This is a genomic window from Desulfonatronovibrio hydrogenovorans DSM 9292 (genome assembly GCF_000686525.1).
GTDB classification, from domain to species: Bacteria; Desulfobacterota; Desulfovibrionia; order Desulfovibrionales; family Desulfonatronovibrionaceae; genus Desulfonatronovibrio; species Desulfonatronovibrio hydrogenovorans.
This window is the reverse complement of record NZ_JMKT01000015.1, coordinates 79353-104782: the sequence shown is the minus strand read 5'-3', so window position 1 is coordinate 104782 and position 25430 is coordinate 79353. Positions and strand designations below refer to the sequence as shown.

General features: G+C 46.4%; 23 protein-coding genes. All 23 read right to left on the bottom strand.

Going from position 1 to position 25430, the window contains the following annotated elements:
* Window positions 1-10 precede the first annotated feature (10 nt).
* Window positions 11-1132 carry a glycosyltransferase gene (locus tag P771_RS0112440; protein ID WP_028575396.1) on the bottom strand — a complete coding sequence of 374 codons (1122 nt, stop codon included), beginning with the start codon at window positions 1130-1132 and terminating at the stop codon, window positions 11-13.
* Between the two features lie 26 nt (window positions 1133-1158).
* On the bottom strand, window positions 1159-2178 hold the full coding sequence (locus P771_RS0112435) for a polysaccharide deacetylase family protein (protein WP_028575395.1): 1020 nt from the start codon (window positions 2176-2178) through the stop codon (window positions 1159-1161).
* Window positions 2171-3271: an NAD(P)-dependent oxidoreductase gene (locus P771_RS18430; RefSeq protein WP_051617320.1), complete on the bottom strand. Its 1101-nt coding sequence runs from the start codon at window positions 3269-3271 to the stop codon at window positions 2171-2173. Before P771_RS18430 ends, P771_RS0112435 begins: the two co-directional genes overlap by 8 nt.
* A gap of 16 nt (window positions 3272-3287) precedes the next feature.
* The gene (locus P771_RS0112425) at window positions 3288-4547 is read right to left on the bottom strand and encodes a Glu/Leu/Phe/Val dehydrogenase dimerization domain-containing protein (protein WP_028575394.1); all 1260 of its coding nucleotides are present in this window, start codon (window positions 4545-4547) and stop codon (window positions 3288-3290) included.
* 84 nt (window positions 4548-4631) lie between these two features.
* Window positions 4632-5627 carry a glycosyltransferase family 2 protein gene (locus tag P771_RS18425; RefSeq protein WP_161635977.1) on the bottom strand — a complete coding sequence of 332 codons (996 nt, stop codon included), beginning with the start codon at window positions 5625-5627 and terminating at the stop codon, window positions 4632-4634.
* Between the two features lie 47 nt (window positions 5628-5674).
* Entirely contained in the window at window positions 5675-7237 is a 1563-nt protein-coding gene (locus P771_RS0112415) for a hypothetical protein (RefSeq protein ID WP_028575392.1), read from the bottom strand.
* Between the two features lie 34 nt (window positions 7238-7271).
* Window positions 7272-7934: a hypothetical protein gene (locus P771_RS0112410; protein ID WP_028575391.1), complete on the bottom strand. Its 663-nt coding sequence runs from the start codon at window positions 7932-7934 to the stop codon at window positions 7272-7274.
* Between the two features lie 22 nt (window positions 7935-7956).
* Entirely contained in the window at window positions 7957-9081 is a 1125-nt protein-coding gene (locus tag P771_RS0112405) for a glycosyltransferase family 4 protein (protein ID WP_028575390.1), read from the bottom strand.
* Window positions 9081-9296, bottom strand: a complete 216-nt coding sequence (locus P771_RS19245; RefSeq protein ID WP_161635976.1) for a four helix bundle protein — start codon at window positions 9294-9296, stop codon at window positions 9081-9083. Before P771_RS19245 ends, P771_RS0112405 begins: the two co-directional genes overlap by 1 nt.
* A 178-nt stretch (window positions 9297-9474) precedes the next feature.
* The gene (locus tag P771_RS0112395; RefSeq protein WP_028575389.1) at window positions 9475-10788 is read right to left on the bottom strand and encodes an O-antigen ligase family protein; all 1314 of its coding nucleotides are present in this window, start codon (window positions 10786-10788) and stop codon (window positions 9475-9477) included.
* A gap of 3 nt (window positions 10789-10791) precedes the next feature.
* Window positions 10792-11733 carry a polysaccharide deacetylase family protein gene (locus P771_RS0112390; RefSeq protein WP_161635975.1) on the bottom strand — a complete coding sequence of 314 codons (942 nt, stop codon included), beginning with the start codon at window positions 11731-11733 and terminating at the stop codon, window positions 10792-10794.
* A 43-nt stretch (window positions 11734-11776) separates the two neighbouring features.
* The gene (locus tag P771_RS0112385) at window positions 11777-13264 is read right to left on the bottom strand and encodes an oligosaccharide flippase family protein (protein WP_028575387.1); all 1488 of its coding nucleotides are present in this window, start codon (window positions 13262-13264) and stop codon (window positions 11777-11779) included.
* Between the two features lie 151 nt (window positions 13265-13415).
* Window positions 13416-13760 carry a hypothetical protein gene (locus P771_RS0112380; protein WP_028575386.1) on the bottom strand — a complete coding sequence of 115 codons (345 nt, stop codon included), beginning with the start codon at window positions 13758-13760 and terminating at the stop codon, window positions 13416-13418.
* Between the two features lie 64 nt (window positions 13761-13824).
* Window positions 13825-14667, bottom strand: coding sequence for a HesA/MoeB/ThiF family protein (locus P771_RS18420; protein ID WP_051617319.1), 843 nt, complete (start codon window positions 14665-14667; stop codon window positions 13825-13827).
* An 84-nt stretch (window positions 14668-14751) separates the two neighbouring features.
* Window positions 14752-15495, bottom strand: coding sequence for a class I SAM-dependent methyltransferase (locus tag P771_RS0112370; RefSeq protein WP_028575385.1), 744 nt, complete (start codon window positions 15493-15495; stop codon window positions 14752-14754).
* Window positions 15496-15498: 3 nt separating this feature from the next.
* Window positions 15499-16755, bottom strand: coding sequence for a TIGR04063 family PEP-CTERM/XrtA system glycosyltransferase (locus tag P771_RS0112365; protein WP_028575384.1), 1257 nt, complete (start codon window positions 16753-16755; stop codon window positions 15499-15501).
* 198 nt (window positions 16756-16953) lie between these two features.
* Complete coding sequence (locus tag P771_RS17525; RefSeq protein ID WP_150112194.1) at window positions 16954-18615, bottom strand: TIGR03087 family PEP-CTERM/XrtA system glycosyltransferase; 1662 nt, start codon at window positions 18613-18615, stop codon at window positions 16954-16956.
* A 318-nt stretch (window positions 18616-18933) separates the two neighbouring features.
* Window positions 18934-19992, bottom strand: a complete 1059-nt coding sequence (locus tag P771_RS17520; RefSeq protein WP_035244509.1) for an SDR family oxidoreductase — start codon at window positions 19990-19992, stop codon at window positions 18934-18936.
* Window positions 19993-20227: 235 nt separating this feature from the next.
* Window positions 20228-21268 carry a FemAB family XrtA/PEP-CTERM system-associated protein gene (locus P771_RS0112345; RefSeq protein WP_051617317.1) on the bottom strand — a complete coding sequence of 347 codons (1041 nt, stop codon included), beginning with the start codon at window positions 21266-21268 and terminating at the stop codon, window positions 20228-20230.
* 256 nt (window positions 21269-21524) lie between these two features.
* Complete coding sequence (locus P771_RS17515) at window positions 21525-22397, bottom strand: XrtA system polysaccharide deacetylase (protein WP_035244507.1); 873 nt, start codon at window positions 22395-22397, stop codon at window positions 21525-21527.
* Between the two features lie 97 nt (window positions 22398-22494).
* Window positions 22495-23358 (bottom strand): exosortase/archaeosortase family protein, encoded by an 864-nt coding sequence (locus P771_RS0112335; protein ID WP_035244505.1) that lies wholly within the window; start codon window positions 23356-23358, stop codon window positions 22495-22497.
* A gap of 58 nt (window positions 23359-23416) precedes the next feature.
* On the bottom strand, window positions 23417-24091 hold the full coding sequence (locus P771_RS0112330; RefSeq protein ID WP_051617316.1) for an exosortase C-terminal domain/associated protein EpsI: 675 nt from the start codon (window positions 24089-24091) through the stop codon (window positions 23417-23419).
* Between the two features lie 8 nt (window positions 24092-24099).
* Window positions 24100-25401 carry an outer membrane beta-barrel protein gene (locus P771_RS0112325; RefSeq protein WP_028575380.1) on the bottom strand — a complete coding sequence of 434 codons (1302 nt, stop codon included), beginning with the start codon at window positions 25399-25401 and terminating at the stop codon, window positions 24100-24102.
* Between the last annotated feature and the right edge of the window lie 29 nt (window positions 25402-25430).

Below are 25430 nucleotides of genomic sequence, written 5' to 3'. Positions count from 1 at the left end.
GGTTCCGGCCTTATTTCAGATAAACTGTTTCATAACATTCAACCATTTTTTCCATGGTATATTTCCCCAGATTCTCGCCTATTCCAGATATAATATTTGATCTTGCCTCCCTGTCTTCAAAACATTTCAACACATTTCCGCAGAGTGCATCCAGATCATTTATTTCAAAAAGAAAGCCGTTTTTGCCATGTTCTATCAAATTCGGTGTTCCACCTGTAGAGCTTGCAACAGGAACACATCCTGATGCCATTGCCTCTAACAGGGCTACAGAAGTACCCTCAGAAAATGAGGTAAGAACAAATACATCCATGGCCTGCAGGATCTCAGGGATATCCGACCTGTAACCAAGAAAATGAACATGATCTTCAAGTCCCCGTTTCACGGCATCCTGCTTGATTCTTTCCCCGGCCGGAGTCATGGGAGCAACCAGCAGATAATGAAATCCAGGGATCATATCCTTCAGCCTTTCAATCATATCCATCTGCATCTCGATATTTTTCACTTGAAAAAACCTGGTTACTGAACCGGCAACAAATGAATCCGCCGGCAATCCTAAATGCTCTTTGGCCTGGCCTTTGTCTTCAGGAGGATGAAAGGCCTTGCTGTCTATCCCATTGTACACAACATCTATTTTAAGAGGATTGATGCCTAGTCTAAAAACAAGCTCATCCTTGACCTGAGGCGATACAGCGGCAATGGTTCTGGTAAACCACGATGCAACTCTGCATTCTGCAGCCAAGGTTCGACTGAAATTTTCCATATGTCCGTGCTTGGTGAAAACGACCTTTTTTACACCACTCAACCGAGCCGCAATGGTCCCATAAATCCAGGACTCAGTATCATGACAGTGAACAATATCCGGACGAACAGTCCTGAATGCGGATACCATCTCCATGACCAGGCGAATGGCAGAAATCTTCCGTTCATACGCATTGAACACCGTCACCCTGTGTCCTTTCCGGGAAACTTCTTCGGAAAAAGGACCGCTTCTTTGCAGGACCGTTACCCCTGGAAGAAACCTACTGCCGGAATTAAGGACCAGGTACTTTATTATTTTTTCCAGCCCACCGACCCGAAACGATTTTACTACGTGCTCAACCTTTATCTTTCCGGTTGCGTTGGTTTGAGTCATGTCTGGTATATCCAGAGAGCAAAAGGTTACAGAATAAATTTCTTGCCGCTGATCAACTCGCCCAAAGCCTGATCAGCCATTCTCGACAATGAGTATCTGAAAGGAACCACCGGCAGTCCTGATCCTGAATTATTGTCAGCTCTTGCACATGCCAGTCTGGCAAACCCCTGCAACCCTGAAGTCTGGAATCTTTCCCTGTTCTTATTCAGAAAAGAACAGAGCTTTGTATATCTTTTTACTACATTCATCCTGATGCTGCACTTGGAGTACTGTGGATCGAAGGCCTTAATGAAACTGAATGAATGCATTACAATGGTTACAGCACTCATCCTTGAAGCATGCGCCTGTTCCAGGACATGGCGCATCTCCTGGAAGCCGGCCCCATTAATGTCCATGGGCCTGACCTGTCCACCGTCTGTAATACTTTTTTGAACAAAGCTGGTGACAGGAATTTCCAGTATTCCATTTATTTCACCGATATCATTGAAAAAAGGACCCACATTCATCCGTCCGGCCCGGTGATAGCGGCGGTTGTAAGAGCTGTCCATGACAAAGCCTGTTTTGGCCAGAGCAAGCAAAGTATGGGAATCAGCACCATAATTTCCCGCCCGGAAAGCCACAGGTTCATATCCTGTGTATGAGGAAAGCAGCTCCTTACCGTATCCCAGGATTTCAACCTGTTCTTCAAAGGTGTAGGCGTACATGTTGTCCGGTTTCTTGCCAGGAACAGGGTTGTTGTCTCTGAAACTGAGAAAAACAGGATGAAGATGAAGCTGCACATCATGTCCCCTTGCAAGTATATACTCACAGACCTGACAGGTCTCTGCTTCACCAAAATAGTGCTTATTGAGAACCTCCACAAAAAATGTCAGCCGGATATCGAAGTCATCGGCAATATCAATGATCAGGGGAATTCCGTATTCTTTACCATTTATCCGTCCGAAAATCCGTTTATCATTGCCCACCGGCTTAAGGCTCGGATCACGAAAAGCCCCTCCGATGCTGTGCTCGGTGTCTATGGTTATGAGCACATTTATTTTATCCATCTTTCCTGTTCTCAATAATATTCAGCAATGCTTGACCTGCAACATAATGTTCAAGGTTGTTAAAAAAGACACCCAGCATGTCTTTAACCGACTCCGGGGTGTAAAATGCACTGTAGCTCGTGATAATCAGGTTGGAGAGCCTGTAAAAACGACTGTTTCCAGGCAGGGGCCTTTCATCTTTGAACACGTCGATGCAAGCTCCCCTTATCCTGTACCCGTCCAGGGCTCTGAACAGGGCATCCTCATCTACCACGGCTCCTCTACTGATGTTTATCAAACACGAATCCGGCTTCATATAACTAAATTCTTTTTGAGAAATCAGGTTTCTGGTGCTTGACGACAATGGAACTGCAAGTACCAGATAATCCACGCCCTGGAGAAACGGTTTCAGTTGATCAGGTCTGAATATTTTGTCCACATGGTCAGTGGAAGCTTTTGTTTTCCTGATCCCCCAGACCTCCATGCCAATATTCTTTCCCAGCCGGGCAACTTTGCCGCCGATGTTTCCCAGACCTATTATGCCCAGGACTCTTCCTTCAATCCTGTCTGACATGACAGGCTTCCAAACCCGGTTCATGCCCTGACGCACATGCCTGTGCAAATTTTTGGCCAGGGCCAGGACCAGGGCCAGAGTAAACTCAGCTATAGCCTGACTGTTTACCTGACCTGAATTAGTCAGGACATATCCGGGACTGGAGGGTATTCTGTCAACTCCCGCTGTCAGCGAATGAATCCAGTCGGGTTTGAATTCTCTTGTGAGGGTCAGTCCGGTTTCAGGGAGCATCCCTGGAGGCCAGAGCAAAACCCTTGTTCCCTGTGCTTCCTCAGCAGAGCCATCCATCCATACGATATCCTGGGCTTCTGCCCTCTGATCCAGAATCTTTTCAAATCTGGAGTAAACCGACCAGGGTAATATTTTTCTAAGCCCCCCCCTCAATTTTCTGACTGTCTGGTTCCTGAATAACACCTTATACGCCCGAATCTGGGCATCAGGCACTATTGAGTTGATCTTATGGATATTTTCCCTAGTTGCATATCTGGACTCAATGGCAACACAAATTTCACTGTTCTGAGAATTTTCTTTTTCTTTCATGTCACAGCAAAACCTTTCAACTGAAAAGCCTTTGTTGGATTATTTTCCTGGCCAGACTCCTGCGTAAACCTCCTCGAGCTGCCACAGCACCCTGAAGCAGGGGCCAGACCAGAGTCCTGGTGATCTCCTTTACTCCTGAGCACCTGAGCCTGATAAGTACCTTGCCAAGTGTTCCATACCTCTCTGCTTCAGACTCCATGGCAAAACGCAGCTGATTCTGACTCACTCTGGCCAGAGCCGCCTCAAGAGGGGAACATCCTCTTTTATCGGCCTCAGACAGAATATTCAGGGTCTTCCAGTGAATTCCCTGATATATGGCATTATGGAGCTCGTCTTGATCAAAGGAATACGAACGAAAAATGGGGCCAAGTATCCCTCCTGAATTACATACAAATCCAGGAAGATAACAAATGCCTTTCTCGTGAAGAAGTTTTTCCAGATCAGGTCTGGCAGTAACATTACAGGCCGACACTACAGCCCCGGTCTTCAGTTTATGGATATTCTGGTCATCAATGGGATGGGATCCTGCACACAGGCAAAGGATATCACACTCTTGCGCCAGAAGTTGATCCGGATCAACAATCAGGTCAAATCCGCCCAGATCCTTGAAATAGTCTTCACCTTTATTTGCCAGCTCTTCAAAAAAACTATTGTTCAACCTCTGGCTGTTGAGTACAGCTCCATGGACCGTGCTCACTCCGGTAATTTGAAAACCGCCTGCCCTGGCAAGTCGGGCCAGCTCCAGGCCGACCTTGCCCAAGCCCTGAATGTTCACCCTGATCCTGGCAAAAGGAATGCCCAGCCTGGATGCTGCTGCACTCAGCGCACCATAGACTGCATATGCAGTGCACTTTCCAGGGTTGAGAGGCGAACCACTCCGAGCTTTTTTTACTTCAGCTCCTGTAAATACGTTCTCCACGTCTTCAGGATATGTTCCAAGGTCAGTGCCGGGATTATACCTTCCTGACCTGAGAAAAGAAGCCATGGCTTTGCCCGCTTCCTGAAAAAGACAAGCTCTCTCTTCAACTGATAAGGTCCTCGGACAATTGATGCCGGATTTGGCCCCACCCATGGGCAGGCCCAGGAAAGAAAACTTCCTGGTCATCTCCCGTGCCAGCTCCCGGACTTCATCCTGGGTAATGTTTTTTCCCAGGCGAATTCCGCCTGTGGACTGACCTCCACCCACACTGTCCACCACAAGCCATCCCCGGCATTGATATGGCAGATCAAAGTTAAATATTTGCTGCTCATCTGCTGAATGAAACCAGGATGTCATGAACACTCCACCGTGTTGTAAAAATTAAGCAAAAAATTTAATCAAGCAAAAGTCGAGCCAGCCCGATTTTCGCAGTTCACTGATTCAAACTCCGAGCTTATCCTTCTGGTGAATGATTAACCTCTTCAATGTCCTGGCCAGAGAAATCATTTTCCCAGGGAACAGCAGGGTGAACATGTAAAGGACGAAGATCCTCCAACTTGCCTGCTCTTCCTTCCAAAGATGCCTTAAGTGCTCACGCGCCTTGGCATGGTTTGATCTGAAAAAATAATCCCGGGCAAGCGAAAACCGGGCTTTATTAGCTGAATTTTTCAGCCAGTGTTTATTTTCATCACCCACCCAGGGATATTTTTGGGCCTTTTCACCAATGTGAATGGTGTTCAGCAGAAAAGTTTCCTGATTTGTTGATATGTTGCTGTCATGAAGTCTTCGATTGACCAAAGGTTCGTCAATAAATCCAATCGATAGCCGGTGCATGCTGCGCACAAGGTATTCATACCCCTCACGTGGAATGCAGGGACTGAGAAACATATTCTTTTGCAGCCATGACTTTCTTCTTGCCAGAATAGTTGATTGAAGGATGTAGTTGCCGTCCAGATAGGAGCCAAGGGCATCTCTGCTCAACCTGTACCATTTGCGGTTTGTGGACACAGGAATTGAATGACTTTTCCTGCTGGTGAATCTATCAGCAAAATATGAAGAATCACTAATGCCCTTTGAATCAAAATTAAAGAAATCGGTGAAAATAAAATCCAGATCAGGCTCAGCATCGAGAAAAGCCACCTGACTGGTCAATTTTTCAGGCAACCAGAGATCATCAGCATCCACCAAGGCAATATACTCTCCACTTGAGGCTTCTACTGCCACTCTTCTGGCTCTGGGCTGGCCCTTGTTTTCCTGCTGAATGATCTTGAGGTTAGACTTGCGGGGAAGATCCTTGACAAATCCATTGGTTGAGCCATCATCAACAATTATCACCTCAAAATTCCTGAAGGTCTGTTCCCACACACTTTCAAGAGTTTCCAGCAGATAGCCTATGTCGGGATTGAAGGCTGGAATAATGACACTTACCTTGGGCATTGAATCACCATGATTTCCATTTGATGTATTTCTCAGCATGTCCGGCATCAGCAATGACCAGGATGGACACTGATCTTTCTTTGAATAAACCCGGATATTGCCCTTCCCAGCCCCATGGTTGCCTCCCGGCAGAGCATATCCTCTTCGTCAGTCACAGCAACGGAATACCCGTCAGCAAGTACATGAGCAATGTAAGGCCGAATATCATTCACTTTTCCCATGGCAAGTTTCTCAGGAAGTGGAATTGTAGAGATATTTTTTTTGGCTCCCAGGTAGCATGGCCCATCCGGAGTAACCAGCAGGTAAGTCCTGAAGGAAGTAACAAACTTTTTTTGTTTTCCCTGGACATTCATGATCATGGTATCCGGTTCAACAAACTTATAACATAAAACATTATTTTCAGCACACTGCTCTGGAAGTGTAGTGCTTTTGAAAAGGGTAATCCCCTTGGCCTGATCAAATCTCTTATCCTTCATGATGATATTGGGAAAAATTGAGTCCAGTGTAACTTCAGGAACATGGTCTTCAGCAAGGACTTCATCCTGTAGGCGGACAACATCACCCAGCATAATTGCAGACTGACGAATTTCTCTGTCAAGAAGGCCTTTTTCCGCTATCAATAATGACAAGGGGCTGACCACATATCTTCCGTTGACTACCAGCATATTCCCCTGATCCAGATCAACAAAAAAGCTCCTTTGCCGCTGCCAGGGAGATCCAACCACTGGATCTTCTACTACCTGGAAAATGATATTATATTTCCTGGCTGTTTCTTCCCATGCTTTCTGAACTTCCCTTTCCAGAAAGACATCAATGCTGTGGGGAAAAAAACATACCCGCCGATATCCATGGTCTGATGCCCGGGCAAACAGCTTCAGAGCTACTGGATCCCCGCCAGGGTCAAGATTCAGGCGGTAGCTTTGATGACCGGGGTTAAGATTGCTTTCAAGGTAGTAGAACTTTTTTCCAGATGATAAAAAATCTATACCTATCAGGCATGTCCCAGTGATGTTTTTATCTTTGCAATGAAATACAGGACCCAGCCTTGGATCAACCGGGATTTCCTCAACGTAATCAAAAACCATTCTCCCTGGATCTAGAGAACAATACTTCCAAAGTGCCAGAAAAAAAGGAGACCGGTATAATACGGAAAAACGAAAAAACTTGAGAAATGCCTTGGAAGACAGCCTGGCCAACAGGATCACCCATCTTCCCAGACGCGTGGTCCTGTTGGGTTCTATTTGCTGTCCGTTCCATTTCCAGCCCAGACTGACCAGCGCTCTACCCAGGATAAATACCGGGCCATGGGCCAGAAACCTGGTAATCCGAGAAGTCAGATAATAAGCCTCCTGAACATGATAAAGAGCTGATTCTGACATTGACCTGCAGACATGTCCGGGCAACTGGCTGAACGATCCTAGAAACTTCTCCGGCTTCTCCAGGATGTTGACCAGCTCCTGGACCGAAATATTGTTTCTTTTCAAAAGACTCTTTATCTCAGAGGCAGCCCTGCTTCCGGAAACCTCCCCGGAATTTCTTTTACAAACTTCAAAAAGGTCGCGGACAAAAGCTTCAGGGCTTTGATGCTGGAGCTGATTATTTCCGTTCATGCTTGTTCCCCTGATATCTGCCTGTTTTTCATCATTAATTACTGAAACACACCAGGAAATGATCAGTACTACCCAGCCTGGCCCGGATTCCCAGATCAGCAGGAATTTTAGGGTTCACGTAATATTTACTCAACATGTAGCCGTACTCCACTGTTCCAACCACCCTGGCGTTGTTTTTGTGGATAGACCTGATCATCTTCTGGTTTTTATCAGACACATAGCTGAAACAATCTTTTACACCACTTTTCTTTAAATCAATGAATGCCTGTTTTCTTATAGATGGCTGTACTGACATGCCCCTAAAATCTTCCCTGACAAAAGTATTATATGAAATGGTTGAAATATTATTTATATCAAACCAGCATTTCAAATCTCTGGAATAGACACTATTAATAGCATACCATGAAAATCCTACTATTTCATGTTTGTCTTTGGAAAACGCTGCAAAGCACATATGTCCTTCATCAAACCTTTTTAAAACTTCCTCTTTGTTAAACAGGTAGTTCCATTTCATGCAGTACAAGTCATGAAACAACAGCAGATCGTCTATACTTGAATAGTCAGCCTTTCTTATATAATAATCATCAGTTTTGCTTATATTATCAAATGAATCATGTACCTCCATCATAAATATTATTACGATTTTTTTTGAATAAACCAGATCTTTATACCAGAGCAGTTCCTTTTTAGTAAACATTGCTTCTCTGTCCCCAAAACATTCAATTCTTCATATTCTTTCCACATTCAGCAAACATATTTCTCATCATTGGCTGGATACGTTCCCAGGAGTACCTGGAGGTTTCAGCTCTTCCGGCCAATGCCAGAGACTTGCCCAGATCAGGGTCATGCAGAATGCGCAGAACGTTTTCAGCCAGGACCCGGTAATCTCCCACATCACACAGCAGCCCTGTTTTTCCATGCTCCACCATGTAGGGGATGCCTCCGGCATTGGTAGAAACAACCGGCAAGCCACAGGCAAAGGCTTCAAGAATTACCCCTGGGAGGTTGTCCACCTGGGAGGCATTGATATAAATGTCGTAATCCTGATAAAGCTTTTGAATCTGATCATGGCTGACCTGGCCGTAAAAAATGACTTTGGATTCAAGACCAAGATCAGCAACCAGCTCTTCAAGCTTTCCTCGCTGACTGCCTTTGCCCACAATGCCGAGAAGTGCATCCGGATGGCTCCGGGCCACAATTTGAAAGGCTCTGATGACTGCTTGAACATCATAAATGGGTTCAAGACTCCTGGTGACCAGGAGCTTTGGTCTGAACACGCTTCTCTCCTTGAACTCGAACTGCTTCAGATCCGCAATATTGGGAATGACCACGGTTTCAATTTCCAGAACATCTTTAAAAGCATCCTGGAGAAAGCCTGAAGGGGTGGTTATCAGGTCAACTTTTCTCAGGACCGGAACAACCCTCTTTTTATATTTGAGGAAGAACCTGCGGGCATCGCCACCCCTGGCGCTGAGTATTACCGGCTTGCCGGAAAATAGAATCAGAATCAGGGCCGGATAGGTCACCCAGAAAAAAAAGTTAAAGAAACCAGTAAAAAAGTAGACCAGCTCCGTCTCTCTTAGCTTCTTACGCAGATTATTCAAAAAAACAGACATGTTAATCATTGTTCGAAGGACAGGAATACGGGAAATAATGCCTGAACCCGGATAATCAGACGGATTTGTCCTGACTCTTGAGACCTGACAGCCAGCAGCACTGAGCAGAGAAGCCAGCTTTTCCGCCTGAACTGCCATACCGCCGTAAGGCGGAGGGAAGGGAGAAATAAGGCAGACTTTGACTGGAAGCCTGGATAGGTGGGAATCCGGAATGAAATTTTTATTCATTATGCTGTGCGCCCTTGTTTACTGGCTGATAAAAACTCCAGAGTTTTAGGCCAGAAGCTTCGTACTGGCCTTTCAATGTCTGCAGAAATGGATTCATCCTGGTGTTTCATTGAACTGGCAGGGTGAAGCAAGTATTTTGTTTCAGCCTGGGAACCAAAAGAAATATTGACAAAGTGGGCAAGCTCTTTGTCTTCATTTTGCGAGCACCCCTCCACCACTATACTGGTTGTATGGACAATGGTGCACGACGAAACTGAAATGTCAGTCCGTCTTTTTCTTCTACAGGAAAACGAGCCCTAACCTTGCAGTCCAGGTCATCCCAAATCCTCCGGGCATCCTGGCTTTTCCACCTGTAACTCAGAGCATCCGCCCAACATCCCAGCCTCAAGGCTTTCAAGCCTCATTGCCTCCAGGCCTAGCATCATCATACAGATCATTATCCAAAGCGCGCTTTAGAAAAACCGGCATCATGAGCAGCCAGTAGAATTCTTCAATAAATACAGATGAAATGAATATGGCCGCTGTAAGATAAACCAGAATGGCGATCTTAAGGGCAAAGGAGTGCAGGTAGTAATCCATTCCACGGTCCTGAGACAGATGTTTGGCTGATCCGTCTATCCTGTAAAGCATCCAGAATGCATTACCGATCAACAGCACCAGCATCAAAAGGCCATGAAATCCCAGCTCTGCCAGACATCTAAGATAGGTGTTGTGGATGTCCCTGTTCTCCATTTCCGGCACATATATCCCAAGAAAGTTGAACGACTCGTTCACACCCACGCCTAAAGGATAGTCCTGAGCCATTTCCCAGGCCCCTCTCCAGGCAACCAGCCTGCCCACGGCCGAAGCATCCCTGGATTCAGTGATTTCATCGCTGACCTGCAGAGTCTCCATCCTGCTCCAGAAACCAGGATCAGTCAGATACACCGCTCCCACAACCCCCAGCACCATAAGAGCAGCTATCTTCTTGCGATGCCCTCTCAGCCAGATGGTCAGGAAAATCGCTGCCAGTGCTCCAACTCCAAGGGCCAGAAAAGCCCCCCTGGACCTGGTGATGACAATGGCGTTGAGGATAAATACAGCCGAAACAAGGCAGATCCCTCTAGACTTCCAGGTTCCCTTTAGAAAAAGAGCCCCGATCAGGGGAATCACATAGGCAAAATGGGCTGCCAAAAAATTTCCCTCGCCAAAATCAGATCCGCCTACTCCTGCATGAAACCTGCCTCCGATTCTGACCCCTGAACCGGAATACATCTCAAAACCCAGGTAAAGTCCGGAAATTATCAGCACCCAGAGCATCCCTTCATAGAAGGAGAACGTGGTGATTATCCTGGAAGCCAGAAGAATAATGAACACGACCTTGGTCATTTTGATCACATTATAGTGGACCCCCCATCCCTGGCCCAGAAGTACAGACAGCCAGATCACCCCGAGAAAAAGAATAAGCAGCACTTCCTGTCTTTCCAGCACGGTCTGCATCCTCAATTTGCCCCAGTGCAGAAATACCCCGATGGATGTGGCCACCGCCAGAATAAAGGCATATCTGGTGGCAAAGTCTGGCAGGTATCCGCCCCACCACTGGCCAAGAGGATTGACATTATATGTGACCAGATATGCGTAGATTCCCACTATGGGATGATAAAGTATTGCACCAAGAACAGCCAGGCTGAACAGCCCAAAATAGGCCATGGTCCTCAGAGGAAGCATGCATTATCTCCTGGAAGACAATAAAAAATCCATCCTGCCCGACAACTCCATCAGACTCATAAGCACCGGGAACAAGGATCTTATCCCATGGTAATCAGAAATGTTTCTTCTCTTCAAAGAATACATGTTCTGGCCTGGACGGTTTGAGCCGAAGCAAGTGGTTACAGCACAGCTGTAACCAGACTTTTCAGCCAGCCCGGCAAGCTCATTATTCCAAGCGCCCCGGGGATAACAAAAAGCCTGGATCCTTGCTTCGCACATCTGCTCCAAGACCTGTCTGGATTGACTGATTTCACTTTCAGCCTGCCCCAGAGTCAAGTCTGTCAGGGGGTTATGAGAAACAGTATGGGATCCGATTTCAAAGCCCAAATCAATCAGTCTTTTCAATTCGCTGATGTCCATAAGGAGCCTTGGTCCCTGATAAGGTCCGAAAAATAAGGCAAGCTTGGACAGATATTCTTCTCTGTTCTGTCTGGATATGGAGTTTAGTCTTCTGACCAGATCTCTGGCCGGACTTCCGGTCAAAGGCTCCCCGGTCACCTTATTTAAACCAGAAACATCGTTTATCCAATCTGGGTCATTATCTTGGGTCCAGGCCAGAAAATCCTGGCCTGATTCTCTTGCTAGATAATCAAGATAATCCCACCAATAAACTTGCTGGGTTTGAATATGATGAACAGGTACAAAAAAAGTTGCAGGCAGGCCGGTCTTTAAAAGAACATCAGCAGCATGCTCTAAATTGTCCAGATAGCCATCATCAAACGTAAGACAGACAATCTTTCCTTTCAGTTCATTTTTTCTGATTTTTCGGACAGCATCACTTAGATGCAGCACCTGATATCTGGAAGCCAGCGCCCTTAAAAGGTCTGCAAAGGTATCAACAGCCAGGGACATGGGTGGGATAAAGTATTTTTCCCCTTTAGGGAGTATACGGTGAAAGGTCAAAATTTCCAGTCTCCAGGTCAAAGCACTTTTTCTCCGCTTGGAATCACTGCCTGGCATCATCTGCCCTGGCGTGGATTTCTTTTGATTTCAGGTTTCTCACCAGGCCCTTTAGCTTTTTCTTCTCATCAGAGCTGAAAAAACCGGTCAGCCAGAGAATGAGAGGAAAAAGAGTCAATACCAGTCCCTTATAACCCAACTGAATCCAGAAGGTACTGTCCACTAGCTGAGACAGAACATAAACGCAGAGTCCGGTAAAAAACACTTTTATAACCCGCCCATGCTCCATGCTGATGTAATATACTTTTTGAGAATAATGATAATTCAGCACAGCCAGGACGGAAAAGGTAGCCAAGGTGGAAACAGCGGCCCCCATGATTCCATACCTGCTGATGAGCAGAATGTTCAGGAAGATGTTCAGCACAGTCACCACCACCTGAACCCCGGCCAGTATTTTAGTCCGCCCGGTAATCATGCAACCAAGGTTGAAGAATCCGGAAATACTGATCATCAGGTAGGCCAGGACCAGGATCGGGACCAGACTGGCAGCGCTTTGGTAGGCCTGGGCAGCCATGATGTGGATGGCTTCATCAATAAAGACACAGAGGATCAGAGCAAAGGACGTAACTGCAAGCAGAAAATAAGTGAACATTCTTCCGAAAACTGAATCAGGCTTTTCCTGTCTTGCTATCTCAAAACGCTGGGTATTCCATATCTTGAAGATTGGACCGGCAACCAGCACTGAGAGAATCATGCCGAATTTGTATGCCAGGGCATATATGCCCAGTTCACTTAAGTCGACATAGTGACGGATAAAAAATCTATCCGAGAAATGCATCAGAAACATACCTATTGAAGCTGGAACCAGAGGCAGTCCATAATACAACATGTCTCTGAGTTTTATCCATGAAAATGATATTGATACGTCTTTAAAGGTCAGGGGAACAACTATGATCAAATTAACCAGCTTAGCTATGAGCATGCTGTAAAGAATTCCGTAAACTCCCCAGCCGAAGCCCACCACGAACAAAATATTGAGGGTCAGGGAAATGGCCAGGGTCAGGATGGAAAGACTGGAATATATGGCTGATTTTTTTCTAGCCAGCAGGTAGTTTTCACCGACAAGGTAGATGTTCTGAATGACAAGACTTAAGAACATCAGCCTGAAGGCCTTGGCATTCTCCGGTGTCCCTGAAATGAGTGAAGATATCTGAACACTGTACACCTGCAAGAAAACAAGCAAAAGCAGGCTGATCACGGAAACCGAAATGAATGTGGTTGAAACCACCTCACTTTTCTGCCCTGGATCATCGAATTGATGATAAAAACGGATCATTGTTCCGCCCAAGCGCAGACCAAATATAATCCCGGTTATGATAACCGTCATTTCCAGAAGCTCCAGCAGGCCATAATCTGCTGGAAGCAAAAAGTGAGTATAGACCGGGATCATCAAAAAACCCAGGCCTTTTTTAAGAATCTCAGCTGTCCCGTAAATTGCCGAATGCCTGGTCAGAGTTTTCAATTCCTGGAGCATTTGCCACTCAGCGGGAAATCCCGTCCAAATAAAAAGGAAAGCCGGCTTTGGCCATCAGATGCACTCCCTCAATAACCACATAAACCGGCCTTCGCAGGCCGTTACTGATAAAGTGATGTGCCGCACGGGCACTGCTTCCCTCGTGAGGTCCTCACGGGCAGTAGACGATCAGCACCTGCCCTGGCTGAAACGGAAGCCGGTTGGGATCAATCCTGGGAGGCAGATTTTCAGTCAAATGAACCCCGCCCAGGATCAGATGGCGGTCTGAATGAGAAATAAGGACAAAAAGGGCTCTTCCAGCCAGGTAAAGGGAGTAAGCATGCTCAGAAGTAATCCGGGGTATTTCCGGATAATACTTGGGCACTGGCATCAAACCAACCTGAACCAGCTGCTGATTGATGGGATGGATCTGTCCCCTTTCCTGAGCACCGGCCATACCTGCCATGAGCAAAAATCCTGCGCCCAGAAAAATGACTGACAACGATTTTATTTTCATAATCAGCTCCTGCCCGGTAACCCAACCTGGTCTCAGATTTAAGACTAGAGGGATCGGAATTCATCTACTTTAAAGACAGCCTGGAGCGACCCACGCTCCATAACCTTTTCAGATTGTCCGGATTAAAAGGAGAACGAGAGTTCCTGATCTTCATCCGGTAGTCAAAAGTGTCAAAAGTCAGATAGTTCGGGTAAAGAACGCACTTTCCTTTTCCTGAGAGCAATTTTACAGCCTCAGCCACAATAAGACAGCCCACCATATTGGTGACAAAATTCAATGATGGAGCAGTTGGATGCACATGCTGCCGGTCGAATTCAGCAATCTCATTGCTATTCATTCTATCCAGCGGCTTTGAATCTTTTCCAAACTTGAATTTCTGCCACCGATCTTCCAAGGGGCTTTCACAGGTTGAACAACGGTAATCAAAGGTCTGCACCCTGCCTCCGGTGATGGTGGCATGGCCATTGACCAATGGTATTTTATGTTTCCTTCCGGCCAGATAAAACAGCCTGCAGGATGGATGATCCGCATTTTGAATCAGGATTCCGGCTCCCCTGGCAAACCGCTCCACATTTTCATTGTCCACTCTTTCCGCAAGGATCATTTCAACATCAGCATTGGGGTTAATGTCCCTGATACGCTGGGCCGCCACCTCCACCTTGGGCTTTCCAAGGGTCAGAGAGGTGGCAAAAAGCTGGCGATTAAGGTTTGAGGGATCATACCTGTCCATATCCAGAAGACGAAAGCTTTTAACTCCCCACCGGGCCAGCAGCTCCACAGTAATGGCTCCAACCCCTCCCAGACCGGAAACTGCAAAAACAGTGTTTTGGACCGCTTCCACTTCCTCCTGGCTGAAAAACAAAAGGGTCCTCTGCAGCATGTCCTGGACATAGCTGTTGTTCTCCATCCTGTCCTCCTTGATGATTCATGTTATCAGCCGTCTTGCAGCCCAACCATCAAAATCTGATCCAGAAAAACTTAAAACCGACCCTTAGTTTTTCTTTGCCCGTAAAACAAAGCCGTGGCTGCTCATCAGACCCACCAGGGGGGCCTTCTGCCAAAAATTTCGCACTACCGGTATTTCCAGAACATTCTGAATCCGATGCAGCCGGGCTGGAAGAATTGGCAGCCATAATATGTCAACCCGGTTCCAGCCGAGCAGCTTAAGCTTTTTTCTCATGCTGTACGGACACTCATAGCGCAGGTGTCTTGGTTTTCTTTTGATCCTGCGCCACAGACTGGAAAAAAAGTGGACCACACACCATTTGTTCAGACCGTCAACCCAAAGCTCGGAGTCTTTGACAGCCACCCTGGTCAACTCATTTAAAAAAAGATCGGATCCAGAAAGAGCCTGGCTGACCCCGAAACAAACCACCCCGCTAAAGACCCTGTCTTCAAAAGGGACCAACTTGACATCTCCGGCAATCCAGTTGATAGCCTGCTGACTCCTCAGCCTGGCTTTGGCCAGACTGGGGCAAGAATAATCCAGTCCAGTCACACTGAGTCCATTTTCAGCCAGCAGACGCGAATAATTGCCTGCACCACAGCCCGCATCCAGCCATTTCCCGGACCTTTTTCCACCTCTTGAAAAGTAATGCTCAAAATGATTCTGCCTGGCCCGCAACCCAGTGACTGACCACCCTGCTATCCCGGCATCGTGTTCATGTTTTTGGGCAAAAGCCTGAAATATCTTCTGCCAGCGCTTTTCAAACCCGTTTGGCTGATAACTGTTCACTGGCTATTCCCTGACGGACAGATCAGAATATACCTTATCATACACTGACGTGGTTTTTTCCCAGGCATGATTGTTCCTGACCCATTCGGAAGCATGATCCTGGATGCTCTGGCGCTTATCCTCATCATTCAAAAGAACTTCCAATGCCCTGGTCAGATCATTCTCATCCCCGGCCTTAAACAAAATCCCGGTTTCCCGGTCCCTGATCAGCTCCCTGTGTCCGCCAACATCGCTGGCCACCAGGGCTTTGCCCATGGCCATGGCCTCCAGCGGTTTAAGTGGGGTTACAAGATCGGTCAGACGCATCCTGTACCTGGGATAAACCAGGATATCCATCAATGAATAAACACCTGGAACCTGTTCATGGGGAATGCGTCCAGGGAAAAGAACCCGACTGCTGAGTCGTTCTGTTCCGGGTGGGCCATGATGCCCGGCAAATGTCTCATCAAGGCTTGCAACAAGCTGCCTGAGCTCTGCTTCCATTTCACCTCCACCCACCAGAAGCAGGACCAGGTCAGGATTGTTCCTGGACAGTTCAGCAAAAGATTTAATCAGCAGATCAAGGCCTTCATAGCGATAAAAAGAGCCAATAAACCCAAGGATTCTCTTATCGTTAAGGCCGTATTTATCACGAAAATCCCCATCAGGAGGCACGGGTTTGAAATCAAAAGGATCTATTCCATTAAACACAGGGGTAATCCGGGACGGGTCAATACCTCTCTGGACAAGATCCTTCTTAAGACCATTGCACAAAACAAATACATGCCCTGCTCGCTTGCATACCCTGGTTTCCATAAACCTGACCAGTCTGTATTTCCACGAACCTTCTTTATATGAGCCATGATCAACCGCAGCATCCTCCCAAAATGCCCGTATTTCATAAGCAACAGGAATCCCAAGCTGCCTGCCCACGTCCAGGGCGGACATTGCATTGATAAAGGGGGAATGGGCATGAATGAAATCTGGTTGTTCAATTTCAATAACCCGCTGCAAAACTTTTTTAAGGGTTCTGACCATCATGACTTCAGGAACAACCGGCAGAAAGCCTTTCTTTTCCACAGGTCCTGTCCTGTAATATGTGAATCCATTGATCACTTCTTTATCTTTATACGGTCCCTGCCAGCTTTGCTCGTGCTTGGGACTGGTTAGGACAACAGGTTCCCAGCCTCTATTTTTCTGGGATCGAAAAATATTCTGACTGCGGAATGTATACCCGCTGTGCAAAGGCAGACTATGGTCAAGGATGTGGAGTATCTTCATTTCAAAAATCTATCCATTGGAGGTTTTTGATCAAACTAAAATCAAGTAATAAAGCTGAGTAGATCATGCGGTCTTAGCATTGCAACTGATATACCATCCAACAATGCCCTGAAACCTGAAACAGCAGGCATTACACCCTGATTTATGTTAAAAAAGTTGCATACATAGAAAAATTTTGCATACAACATGCAACAAGTTTCACTGTGATGAACCAGAGCACCAGTACCTGTATGTTGCCAGGCCGATAAAAAGTCCGACTATGTTCGTCAGCACATCGGTCAGAGAAAAATACCTTCCCGGGACAAAAAGCTGAAGCCATTCAAGCAGAACACAAAGGCCCAGTCCGGCTCCTAGAAAGAGAAGCATTCTTTTGGCAGGAGAAAGTTGAAAATTCTGAATAAAGTCAAAAAAAAGCAAGGAAAAGCCTGCAAACACGGGTAAATGCAAAAAATTCTGCAATCCGGGCTTAATCAGATAGGTGATGCTTGCCCCGGGGGAAGTTTCCTCCATGGGCCACAGAATGGTCAGAAACATCAGCAGGATATAGCATGGAAAAAACAGGGGATTGAGACAGGACCTGGATGGGATGCTATTTTTCTCCTGGACGGAACCTGGTTTGAGCATTTCATCCAGAGACTTGAGGTTTTCCCGCCAATCATAATTTTCCAGGACAAAACTTCTTCCCCTTTTAGAGACATCTGACCTCAGCTTTTGATCACTGAGCAGGCTGATAATCCCCTGACAGAATTCCTGTTCAGTATCAGCCACCAGTAATTCGCGGCCAGGTTCAGCCTTTATGCCCTGGAGTACTTTTGAGGTGGTTACTACAGGTCTGGCCATGGACATGGCCTCAAGAACCTTGTTCTGCACTCCTCTGGCCATACGCAAGGGTACAACGCACACATCCGCCATCTGGTAATATGTCCTGATGTCGTTCACATAACCAGTGACAACGACATTTTTCCCAGCCAGCCTCTGTACTGCAGGAGAAGGATTCCCTCCAACTATGTAAAACATCAGACCGGGAATTCTGGAAGTCAGTTCAGGAAGAATGGATTGGCAGAACCAGACTACTCCGTCAACATTGGCTTCATAATCCATGGCTCCAGTAAACAATAGAACCGGGTGTTGGTTAAGCTCTGCAGGTATGACCGGCGAGAAGAAATCATGATCAACACCGTTGGGCATGATCCTGATCCTCTCCGGATGTCCGGCCCAGGGCCTGAAAAGATCAGCTTCAGCCTCGGATATGAAAACAGAATAATCAAACAGCCTGTTTAAGCTGCATTCATATTTCAGCAACAGTCTGGCCTCCCTGGCGTAAATCCTGGACATGGGCCAAGATGACCTGGAACTGTACTGCAGCCACTTATCCGAATCCAAATCACAATAATCAATGATCTGCAGCCTGTCCTGAATCCCCGAGAACCTGCTCAGGACAAGGTATTCTGCTGTCACCGATGAAAAACAGAAGATTACATCAATGTCCTTGTTCTGGAGAATTGAGTCCACTTTTTTCTGCAGCACTGAACTGTAGAAACAGGGGACTGACAGGGGAAGAGAACTCAGAAACCAGGGCAGAGCAAGGAGTTTTGACTTAAAAGTCGACCTGAATTCAAGGTTAACACTCTTGCACCACTTTAGAAGCTTTTCTCGATGGCTGACATCACGCTGCTGATCTGCCAGACATACAAGATGAACATCATGGCCTTGTTCAGATAAATACTTAATCTGATTGAAGGATCTGATCTTGTCTCCCTTATTGGGAGGATATGGAATGCGATGACATAGATAAAGGATCTTTCTTTTCTGCAAAGGCGCTTCTGATTGGGCTGGGTCCATACTGTGTACTGGTTGCATTCTGTTTATTGCGTCCACCTGGATTAAGTATCTCACCGGTTAACAAGCCTGGTTTGATCAGACAAAACCACCTCAGACGGAATGCCTGCACATCTGTCTGCAACCTTGAAAAGAAGTTCAAGAGTAAAAGAATCCGTGGTCAATGTGCCTGAGAAGGAGGGAATTTAAAAAAGCCTTAGCAGTCTGTCTTCGCTCCGACACTCCACATCCAGCCACCAGGATGCCTTTCAGTCTCTACTTTTCCATATTATGCACACCGGGATCACCATAAATGAGCTCTTTCCAGACAGATTCAGGATCCTTCCTGCGCTGATGATTTCAGGCCAAAGCCTGATCCTCTGATGACCTTCCAGCAAAACTACAATACCAGTCTGCAGTTTTTTTCAGACCTTCCTCAACCGAGTAAGCCGGCTCATACCCAAGAAGGCTTCTGGCCCTGCCAATGTCGGCCAGGGAATGGCGCACATCACCGGGTCTGAAATCACGATAATCCGGCATGACATGCTGAACAGGGTAGCCAGACTCCATTACCATTTTATTGATCATGCTGAAGAGTTCATTAAGAGTCGTCCTTTGACCAAAGGCTACGTTAAACACCTTGTTCAGGGAATCGGGATTGGTGGTAACTGCAGCCAGAATGTTAGCCTGTACGCAATTATCAATGTAACAGAAGTCACGGCTGGTTTCTCCATCACCGTTAATATGAATCCGCTCCCCGCTGATAAGACCTGCAAACCACTTTGGAATGACAGCTGCGTACGCTCCCTCAGGGTCCTGACGTCTGCCGAAGATATTGAAGTACCTGAGGCCGATGGTCTTAAAATCATAACATCCGGCAAAGACTTCAGCGTAAAGTTCGTTGACATACTTGGTTACAGCGTATGGAGATAATGGTTTCCCAATCTCTTCTTCAACCTTGGGCAGACCTGGATGATCACCGTAGGTTGAGCTTGAGGCGGCATAAACAAACCTCTTCACCCCGTTATCCCTGCCCGCCACAAGCATATTCAGAAATCCACTGATGTTGTTTTCATTGGTGTAAACAGGGTCTTCAATGGAGCGGGGAACAGAACCCAGGGCTGCCTGATGCAAAACATAATCCACACCTGCACTGACATCCATGCAGGTTTCCAGGTCACGGACATCACCTGGGAAAAATCTAAATCTAGCCCACTGGTCAGGAGTAACAGCATGCTGAACATCGTCCAGGTTATGCTGATGACCGGTGGCAAAGTTATCCAGGCCAACCACCTTCTGATCAAGCATCAGGAGGGTCTCCAGCAGATTGGAACCAATAAATCCAGCCACACCGGTAACAAGCCAGGTCCTGGGATTGTTGCGAAGCAATCTTATGGCTTGATCGTAATTGTTATTCATTTCCAGCCCTGTATTAACTGCGTGTTGTAAAGATCCATGTTAATCAAACCCTTTGAAAAAGCCAGGTAGCAAAGATAAAAATGTAAAAAAACAAAAAATAGTCAGACCAATTCCATCCAAAAATCTTCCAAGCATCACAGCAGGTTGAAATATTTCATTATCCTATTAAACTTTAAATGCCCTGACAGCAACCTCAAGCAATGATGCAGCAGCTGTCAGGAAGCTTCTGGAAATCTCAGCACAGATACCTGGAGATCCTGGGACCAATGATCTTGGTCAAGCTCAGAGGCATCCTTTGCCAGGTCTTGATTTTACTCTGGTATTTTGGATTGTTCGGGCTTAAATCAGGAAGCTCATCTTTTTTATGAAGGACGTACTGATAGGCAAGGCTTCTGGGTTCAAAACCCCAGTGGGTCTTAAACCTGAATGAGCCAGTACCTATTTTGCTTCTTCCAAAATCGAAAATCCTGCTCCCTTTTTCCCATGCATATTCCATCAATTTCCAGTACATGAAATCGTTGGGAGCAAGGTTGCGGTATTCTACAAGAGAACCAGCATAATAGGGCATCACCCTGTTTTTGTAAAAAAAACTCATCACTCCTGCTATATGATTACCCTTTTCATCCTTGACAAGAAGCAGCAGACAATTCTCCTGAAATGATTCCATAAGCCCACTAAACCAGGAATATGGGAAAATAGGTGTACCCAGCCCATGGAAGTTTCTGGCCATGATGGCATAGAATTCCGGCAAAAGGTGGCTCCCCACAGCAATCTGAAGGTTGTTTTTCATGCCCTGTCTGACCATTCGTCGGGACTTCCTGGGAATGGCCATCAGATTATCTTCAAGATCAGACAATATCTCCCTCTGAAACCCATAATACAGATCCTTACACAACAGGTCCGGCAATGGATCTACATTCCTCATTTCCAGGTAATCCAGGTTATTTTTCTTGAGTTTCTCACCAGCCAAATCCACCAGCCTGATCCTCAAAGATTCATGATCAGCAAGGGGACCACCCTGTTCAGCAAAAGGGACTGAAACCAGGTAATCCCCGAATAAAAAACTTCTTATCCGAAATAATGGGATCAATCCTTTTACTACAGGCCTTCCATCCTTATTATCCAGAAGCATTATTGAATGTTCAGAGTGGCCAAAAACAGCCTTGACGGTTTCCTGCCACAACCGGGTGTGAAAAAGGCTCCCCTGGAAATGATTGTCAACGTATTCATCCCACATAGACCTGTATTCAGGGGAATATAATTTTGATTTAAGCAAGGCAGTTTGTCCTGACAGCTGTTCGTAAATCTTTAACAAATTCAAATTGATTAAATGTTACAGGTCTTTTTACAAGTTGCATGCCAGCCACTGCCATTAATCACCACCAACCTAAACAATAATCAATCAGGAGCTACAAATCATGATTGAACGAATCAACAGGGCAAAGACAACAAGCTGCATTATTTTGCAACCAATAACAAATGCAGTTCATATAATGCAAAAAGATGCATATATTAAAGCTGTGGTTCAGAATTCAACAATCGGAAGAGACTGCTTTAAGGTACTCCCTGCAGGTGCAAAAAGAGCAGTGTCGAAAAGAAGAAATCAGATTTTCCAGCCTGGGCAGAGTCTTTTTCAGGTTATGATAATGCCTGAACCTGGACAAGGCTGATGCCTGGTTTTGCCTTGGCTGATCCGGGTCGGTCTCCCAGGGATGAAGATAAAAATGATACGCATCCTGCTTTTTCAGGATGTTACGTACTCCAGCCCTGAAAACAGCTTCAGGAAACAGACGGAAATATCCGCCACCAGCACAGGGGAGACAGCCGCCCGGAACCTTGAGATTGGTCAAGGGAAGCTCGTAAAAACCATCTCCCAGATCCAGGGCAATACCCTTGTTTGGATACCTGGTTGAATCCAGCTTTCCATAACGACCGTTGAGACCAAATGAATTGTAGCTGGCGTCATATGCATATCCGGCTTGCCTAATCACATTCAGAACCTTTTCTGATATGGAAAAACTTGGGGCGCGATATCCCGAAACATCATCACCGATTATGTCTTCCAGAAGTTTTTTGCTTTCCTCCAGGTCTCTGCGCAGTTCACTCTCCGCCTGTTCCAGGCACAACTGATGGCTGAAGCCATGAGAAGCAACCTCATGCCCAGCAGAACTGATCTCTTTGACCAGATGAGGCATTCGCTGGGCTATCCAGGCTAATGTAAAAAAAGTCGCCTTAACCCTTATTCCGTTTTCTGCTGAAACCCGGTCCAGCAGATCCAGGATATTTCGGGTGGCATACTCAACCCTGATTTCCTGAGAAGCCCAGGATTCCATGGGAAACCAGGGTCTCAGGTTCTCGACCTGAAACCAGTCTTCCACATCTATGGTTATCAGAAAAAACTTCATTTTTTAATCTGATCCTCGCGCTAAACCCCATTTAAATAAAGACAGCCCACTACAATTATCAGGTCTTCCGGGCATTGGTCCCTGCAGCTCAGAACGATCAGGAAGTCCCATTTCTATCCCGGCCGTCCCATTTAATCAGCATTCCCTGAAGCAGCATCAGGGCAATCAGGCCAAAGACAAAGAGCAGCCAGCCTGAAAAGTCGTGAATAAATCCTTCAGCCACTACAGTGCCATACTTCCGGGCCAGGATAGCCGTTCCTATTAACCTGACGATATTACCGGCAATAGCTATGGGTACAGCTGCCAGAAATATCACTGTCTTGGAAATCCGACCCAGGGGACTCAGATAGGCAACCAAAGCGCTCAGGGCAAACATGGTGGTAAGGGAGCGAAGGCCTGAACAGGCTTCTTCAACCTGAAGGGTCACATTGGGCAGGTACAGGATATTCCCTTCCCTGAGGATGGGCATACCCAAAAAGTTAATGAAGTCAGCAGAAATCTTGGAAGCCATCAGAGAAAGAGGAAAGGCGATCTGATCCCAGATAATTGCCGGCAATGGAATCATGAAGATCAGGTATAAAATGGGCACAGCCAGCTTCCAGGTGACCCCCCTGCCCCAGAAAAACAGACTGATGCCCAGGAGCACAGGGATCATGGATGCAGCTTGAAGAAAGTATTCACTTCCAATCCAGGCCAGCATGAGCTGGGCCAGGCCCATGGAAACAAAAAAGATTCCCAGAAAAGGAGACGAACCTGCAGGGGTAGAAAATAGTTCCTTTCTTCGACTCCAGATCATGAATCCAGCCAGAAAGGGAATGAAATATCCATGGGAGTAATTCGGATCTACTTCCCAATCCTGGACGAGTTTGATGAAAACCTGATAATAAAGAAGAAAAAAAGAGACAATTACAGGTATCGCGTAAGCTATTATGGTTCTATTCTGCCACACAAAGTTTTTCATGGAAAAATATCCAGGTTATCTGTTTGCAGGACAATCAGGGACCAGCTGTCAGGAAAGATCAAAGACCAGGAAAATGCTCTTCAAGCTGTGGAATCACCAGGGCTGCAAAACTTTTCAATTCGTCCAGGGCTTCTCCTTCCTCATCGGAACCCGTAACTATCAGCCGGATGAAAGCTCCGTCGGTCCTGCCGTAACGAATGGAATCCAAAACCCTGTAGAATCTTTCCCAGTATTCAGAGGCAATAATTCTGGAGCGGCATTGATACCAATAGAGGCTGACCTGATAATGTGACCCACGTTTCAAAAGCATTTTTCTGACCCGAACAGTTGAACCGTCAGGCAGCACAAGGTCCACTTCGTCAGTTGAAGAAATATTCCAACCTGCCCCTGGCATACAGTTAAGGGGTGAATGAAACCCCTTGTTTCTGTTGTTGGCGGCAAAATAGCTGGCATAAAAGTTTATGGTTGTACCATATGGAGAACGATAATCCCTGAAGGCATAATCATCCACTCCCAGTACCGCAGCCACACTGTCCAGAAGTTCCATGTTGTTTCTGGCTTCCCATGTGCCGAACTCATAGGGAAAGTACTTCAGAGGAACCTTTATAGCGGTTTCAGTTTCAGAATCAAAAGAGTGCACAAAGCCGGCCGCTCCAACAAGAACCAAACAAAGCACCGCCACCTTCAGAATATGAGTTCTGTTAAATTGGTGCTTATCCGTTTTTGATGTCATAACTATACCTAGTTCAACCTTTTGGGTTGCGGTCTCCAGTTCAGGGTCAGGGTGGCTCGATTCTCGTAATATTCTTCAGCTTTGATGTTTGAATTTACGTTACGATAATCATAATCCAGTCCCAGGCTCCACTGCCTGGTCCACATGTAACTGATCCCGGTCCCCAGGTTGTAGATATTGTCTCTGCGCTCGGGATCCCTGTCCTTATACATGTTGCGACGATAACCACCGGAAACATTCCAGGTCAGATCCTTTCTCAAGGCATAGGAATAAACAGCAGACCCATGGTAAAATATGGTAAACCCTTCGTTATCTGTCCCCCGAAAATTTTCAGCATAACCACTGTTTCCCCTGAGAGTAAAACTTGATCTCTTCCTGGCCCAGGTCTGGTTGATATCAGCGTCAAGCACAAAGCTCTCATCAGTGCTCCTGCCTTCCCTGTCCCTGAAGTTGTAAGCCAGTCCAACCCTCATGTGTCCGTCCTGGGAAAACCTGTAGGAAACGCCCAAAGACGGCTCATAAACACTGTATCCGGGTCTGTCTCCACTATAGCGTATATGGCTGTGCCGATACTGGATATAACCGTCCAGAAACCTGGTAAAATTGCGCATCAATCTGACTCTGCCATCCCAGTTCTGCCTGTTTTCAGACTCATCATATCGGCCATAGTCGTAGCCCATCGCTGTTTCAACCCCGTAGAGCCTGCTGAACCAGTAGGTGACTCCGGCTGAAGGAGAATGAATAGCACTGTCCTCTTCCCCGACGTTATCATTCCATTCATTGCGCAATCCGTACTGAACATAGGCCGAATCCCTGGGCCCGAACCGGTAATCCATCCTGGCTCTGGCCGTGTTTATGGTTCTTGGCTTTCTGCTCCTGCGCACATCATCCTCATCAAAAAAACCAGCCTCATATTCCAGGTCCGGATCATCCGGATCATAAGGCTGCTCCCTGCGATCAAGGGTATTATGAAATGAAACACGCAGGTTCTCCTGGATATTCTTCCACATTTCAAGGTCAGCTCTGTGTCGAAGGGTATCAAATTCGTCATACTTGTGATACATGGAGTAGCTGGGTCGATAACTCATGGCCATGCCCTGACTCTTTCCCAGAGCTTCAAGGCTGAGTCCGGCTCCGATTACAGTGATCCAGTCGCTTCTTCGATCATTTCTGGCTTGAAAAATATTGTCATTGTACTGCTGCTGGATATTGGCATCAGGAGTGATGGTCCACAAAGCTCCGGCAGAAACCGGTTGAGAAAAAAACGCCATCAACATTACCAATGCCGGAACAACAAATCGTTTTTGCATTACTTACCTCATCAGAATTAGAGGTTCCT

Bases quoted from the DNA above. Each gene is read 5' to 3' on its own strand.
- P771_RS18425 (WP_161635977.1), bottom strand. From the start codon at position 5,627: ATGCCCAAGGTAAGTGTCATTATTCCAGCCTTCAATCCCGACATAGGC.
- P771_RS0112425 (WP_028575394.1), bottom strand. From the start codon at position 4,547: ATGACATCCTGGTTTCATTCAGCAGATGAGCAGCAAATATTTAACTTT.
- P771_RS17515 (WP_035244507.1), bottom strand. From the start codon at position 22,397: ATGAAGTTTTTTCTGATAACCATAGATGTGGAAGACTGGTTTCAGGTC.
- P771_RS0112385 (WP_028575387.1), bottom strand. From the start codon at position 13,264: ATGCTCCAGGAATTGAAAACTCTGACCAGGCATTCGGCAATTTACGGG.
- P771_RS0112435 (WP_028575395.1), bottom strand. From the start codon at position 2,178: ATGGATAAAATAAATGTGCTCATAACCATAGACACCGAGCACAGCATC.
- P771_RS18430 (WP_051617320.1), bottom strand. From the start codon at position 3,271: ATGAAAGAAAAAGAAAATTCTCAGAACAGTGAAATTTGTGTTGCCATT.
- P771_RS0112405 (WP_028575390.1), bottom strand. From the start codon at position 9,081: ATGAATAAAAATTTCATTCCGGATTCCCACCTATCCAGGCTTCCAGTC.
- P771_RS0112415 (WP_028575392.1), bottom strand. From the start codon at position 7,237: ATGAACGGAAATAATCAGCTCCAGCATCAAAGCCCTGAAGCTTTTGTC.
- P771_RS0112365 (WP_028575384.1), bottom strand. From the start codon at position 16,755: ATGAAGATACTCCACATCCTTGACCATAGTCTGCCTTTGCACAGCGGG.
- P771_RS0112380 (WP_028575386.1), bottom strand. From the start codon at position 13,760: ATGAAAATAAAATCGTTGTCAGTCATTTTTCTGGGCGCAGGATTTTTG.
- P771_RS0112440 (WP_028575396.1), bottom strand. From the start codon at position 1,132: ATGACTCAAACCAACGCAACCGGAAAGATAAAGGTTGAGCACGTAGTA.
- P771_RS0112410 (WP_028575391.1), bottom strand. From the start codon at position 7,934: ATGTTTACTAAAAAGGAACTGCTCTGGTATAAAGATCTGGTTTATTCA.
- P771_RS17525 (WP_150112194.1), bottom strand. From the start codon at position 18,615: ATGCAACCAGTACACAGTATGGACCCAGCCCAATCAGAAGCGCCTTTG.
- P771_RS17520 (WP_035244509.1), bottom strand. From the start codon at position 19,992: ATGAATAACAATTACGATCAAGCCATAAGATTGCTTCGCAACAATCCC.
- P771_RS0112325 (WP_028575380.1), bottom strand. From the start codon at position 25,401: ATGCAAAAACGATTTGTTGTTCCGGCATTGGTAATGTTGATGGCGTTT.
- P771_RS0112330 (WP_051617316.1), bottom strand. From the start codon at position 24,091: ATGACATCAAAAACGGATAAGCACCAATTTAACAGAACTCATATTCTG.
- P771_RS0112335 (WP_035244505.1), bottom strand. From the start codon at position 23,358: ATGAAAAACTTTGTGTGGCAGAATAGAACCATAATAGCTTACGCGATA.
- P771_RS0112395 (WP_028575389.1), bottom strand. From the start codon at position 10,788: ATGCTTCCTCTGAGGACCATGGCCTATTTTGGGCTGTTCAGCCTGGCT.
- P771_RS18420 (WP_051617319.1), bottom strand. From the start codon at position 14,667: ATGGAGAACAACAGCTATGTCCAGGACATGCTGCAGAGGACCCTTTTG.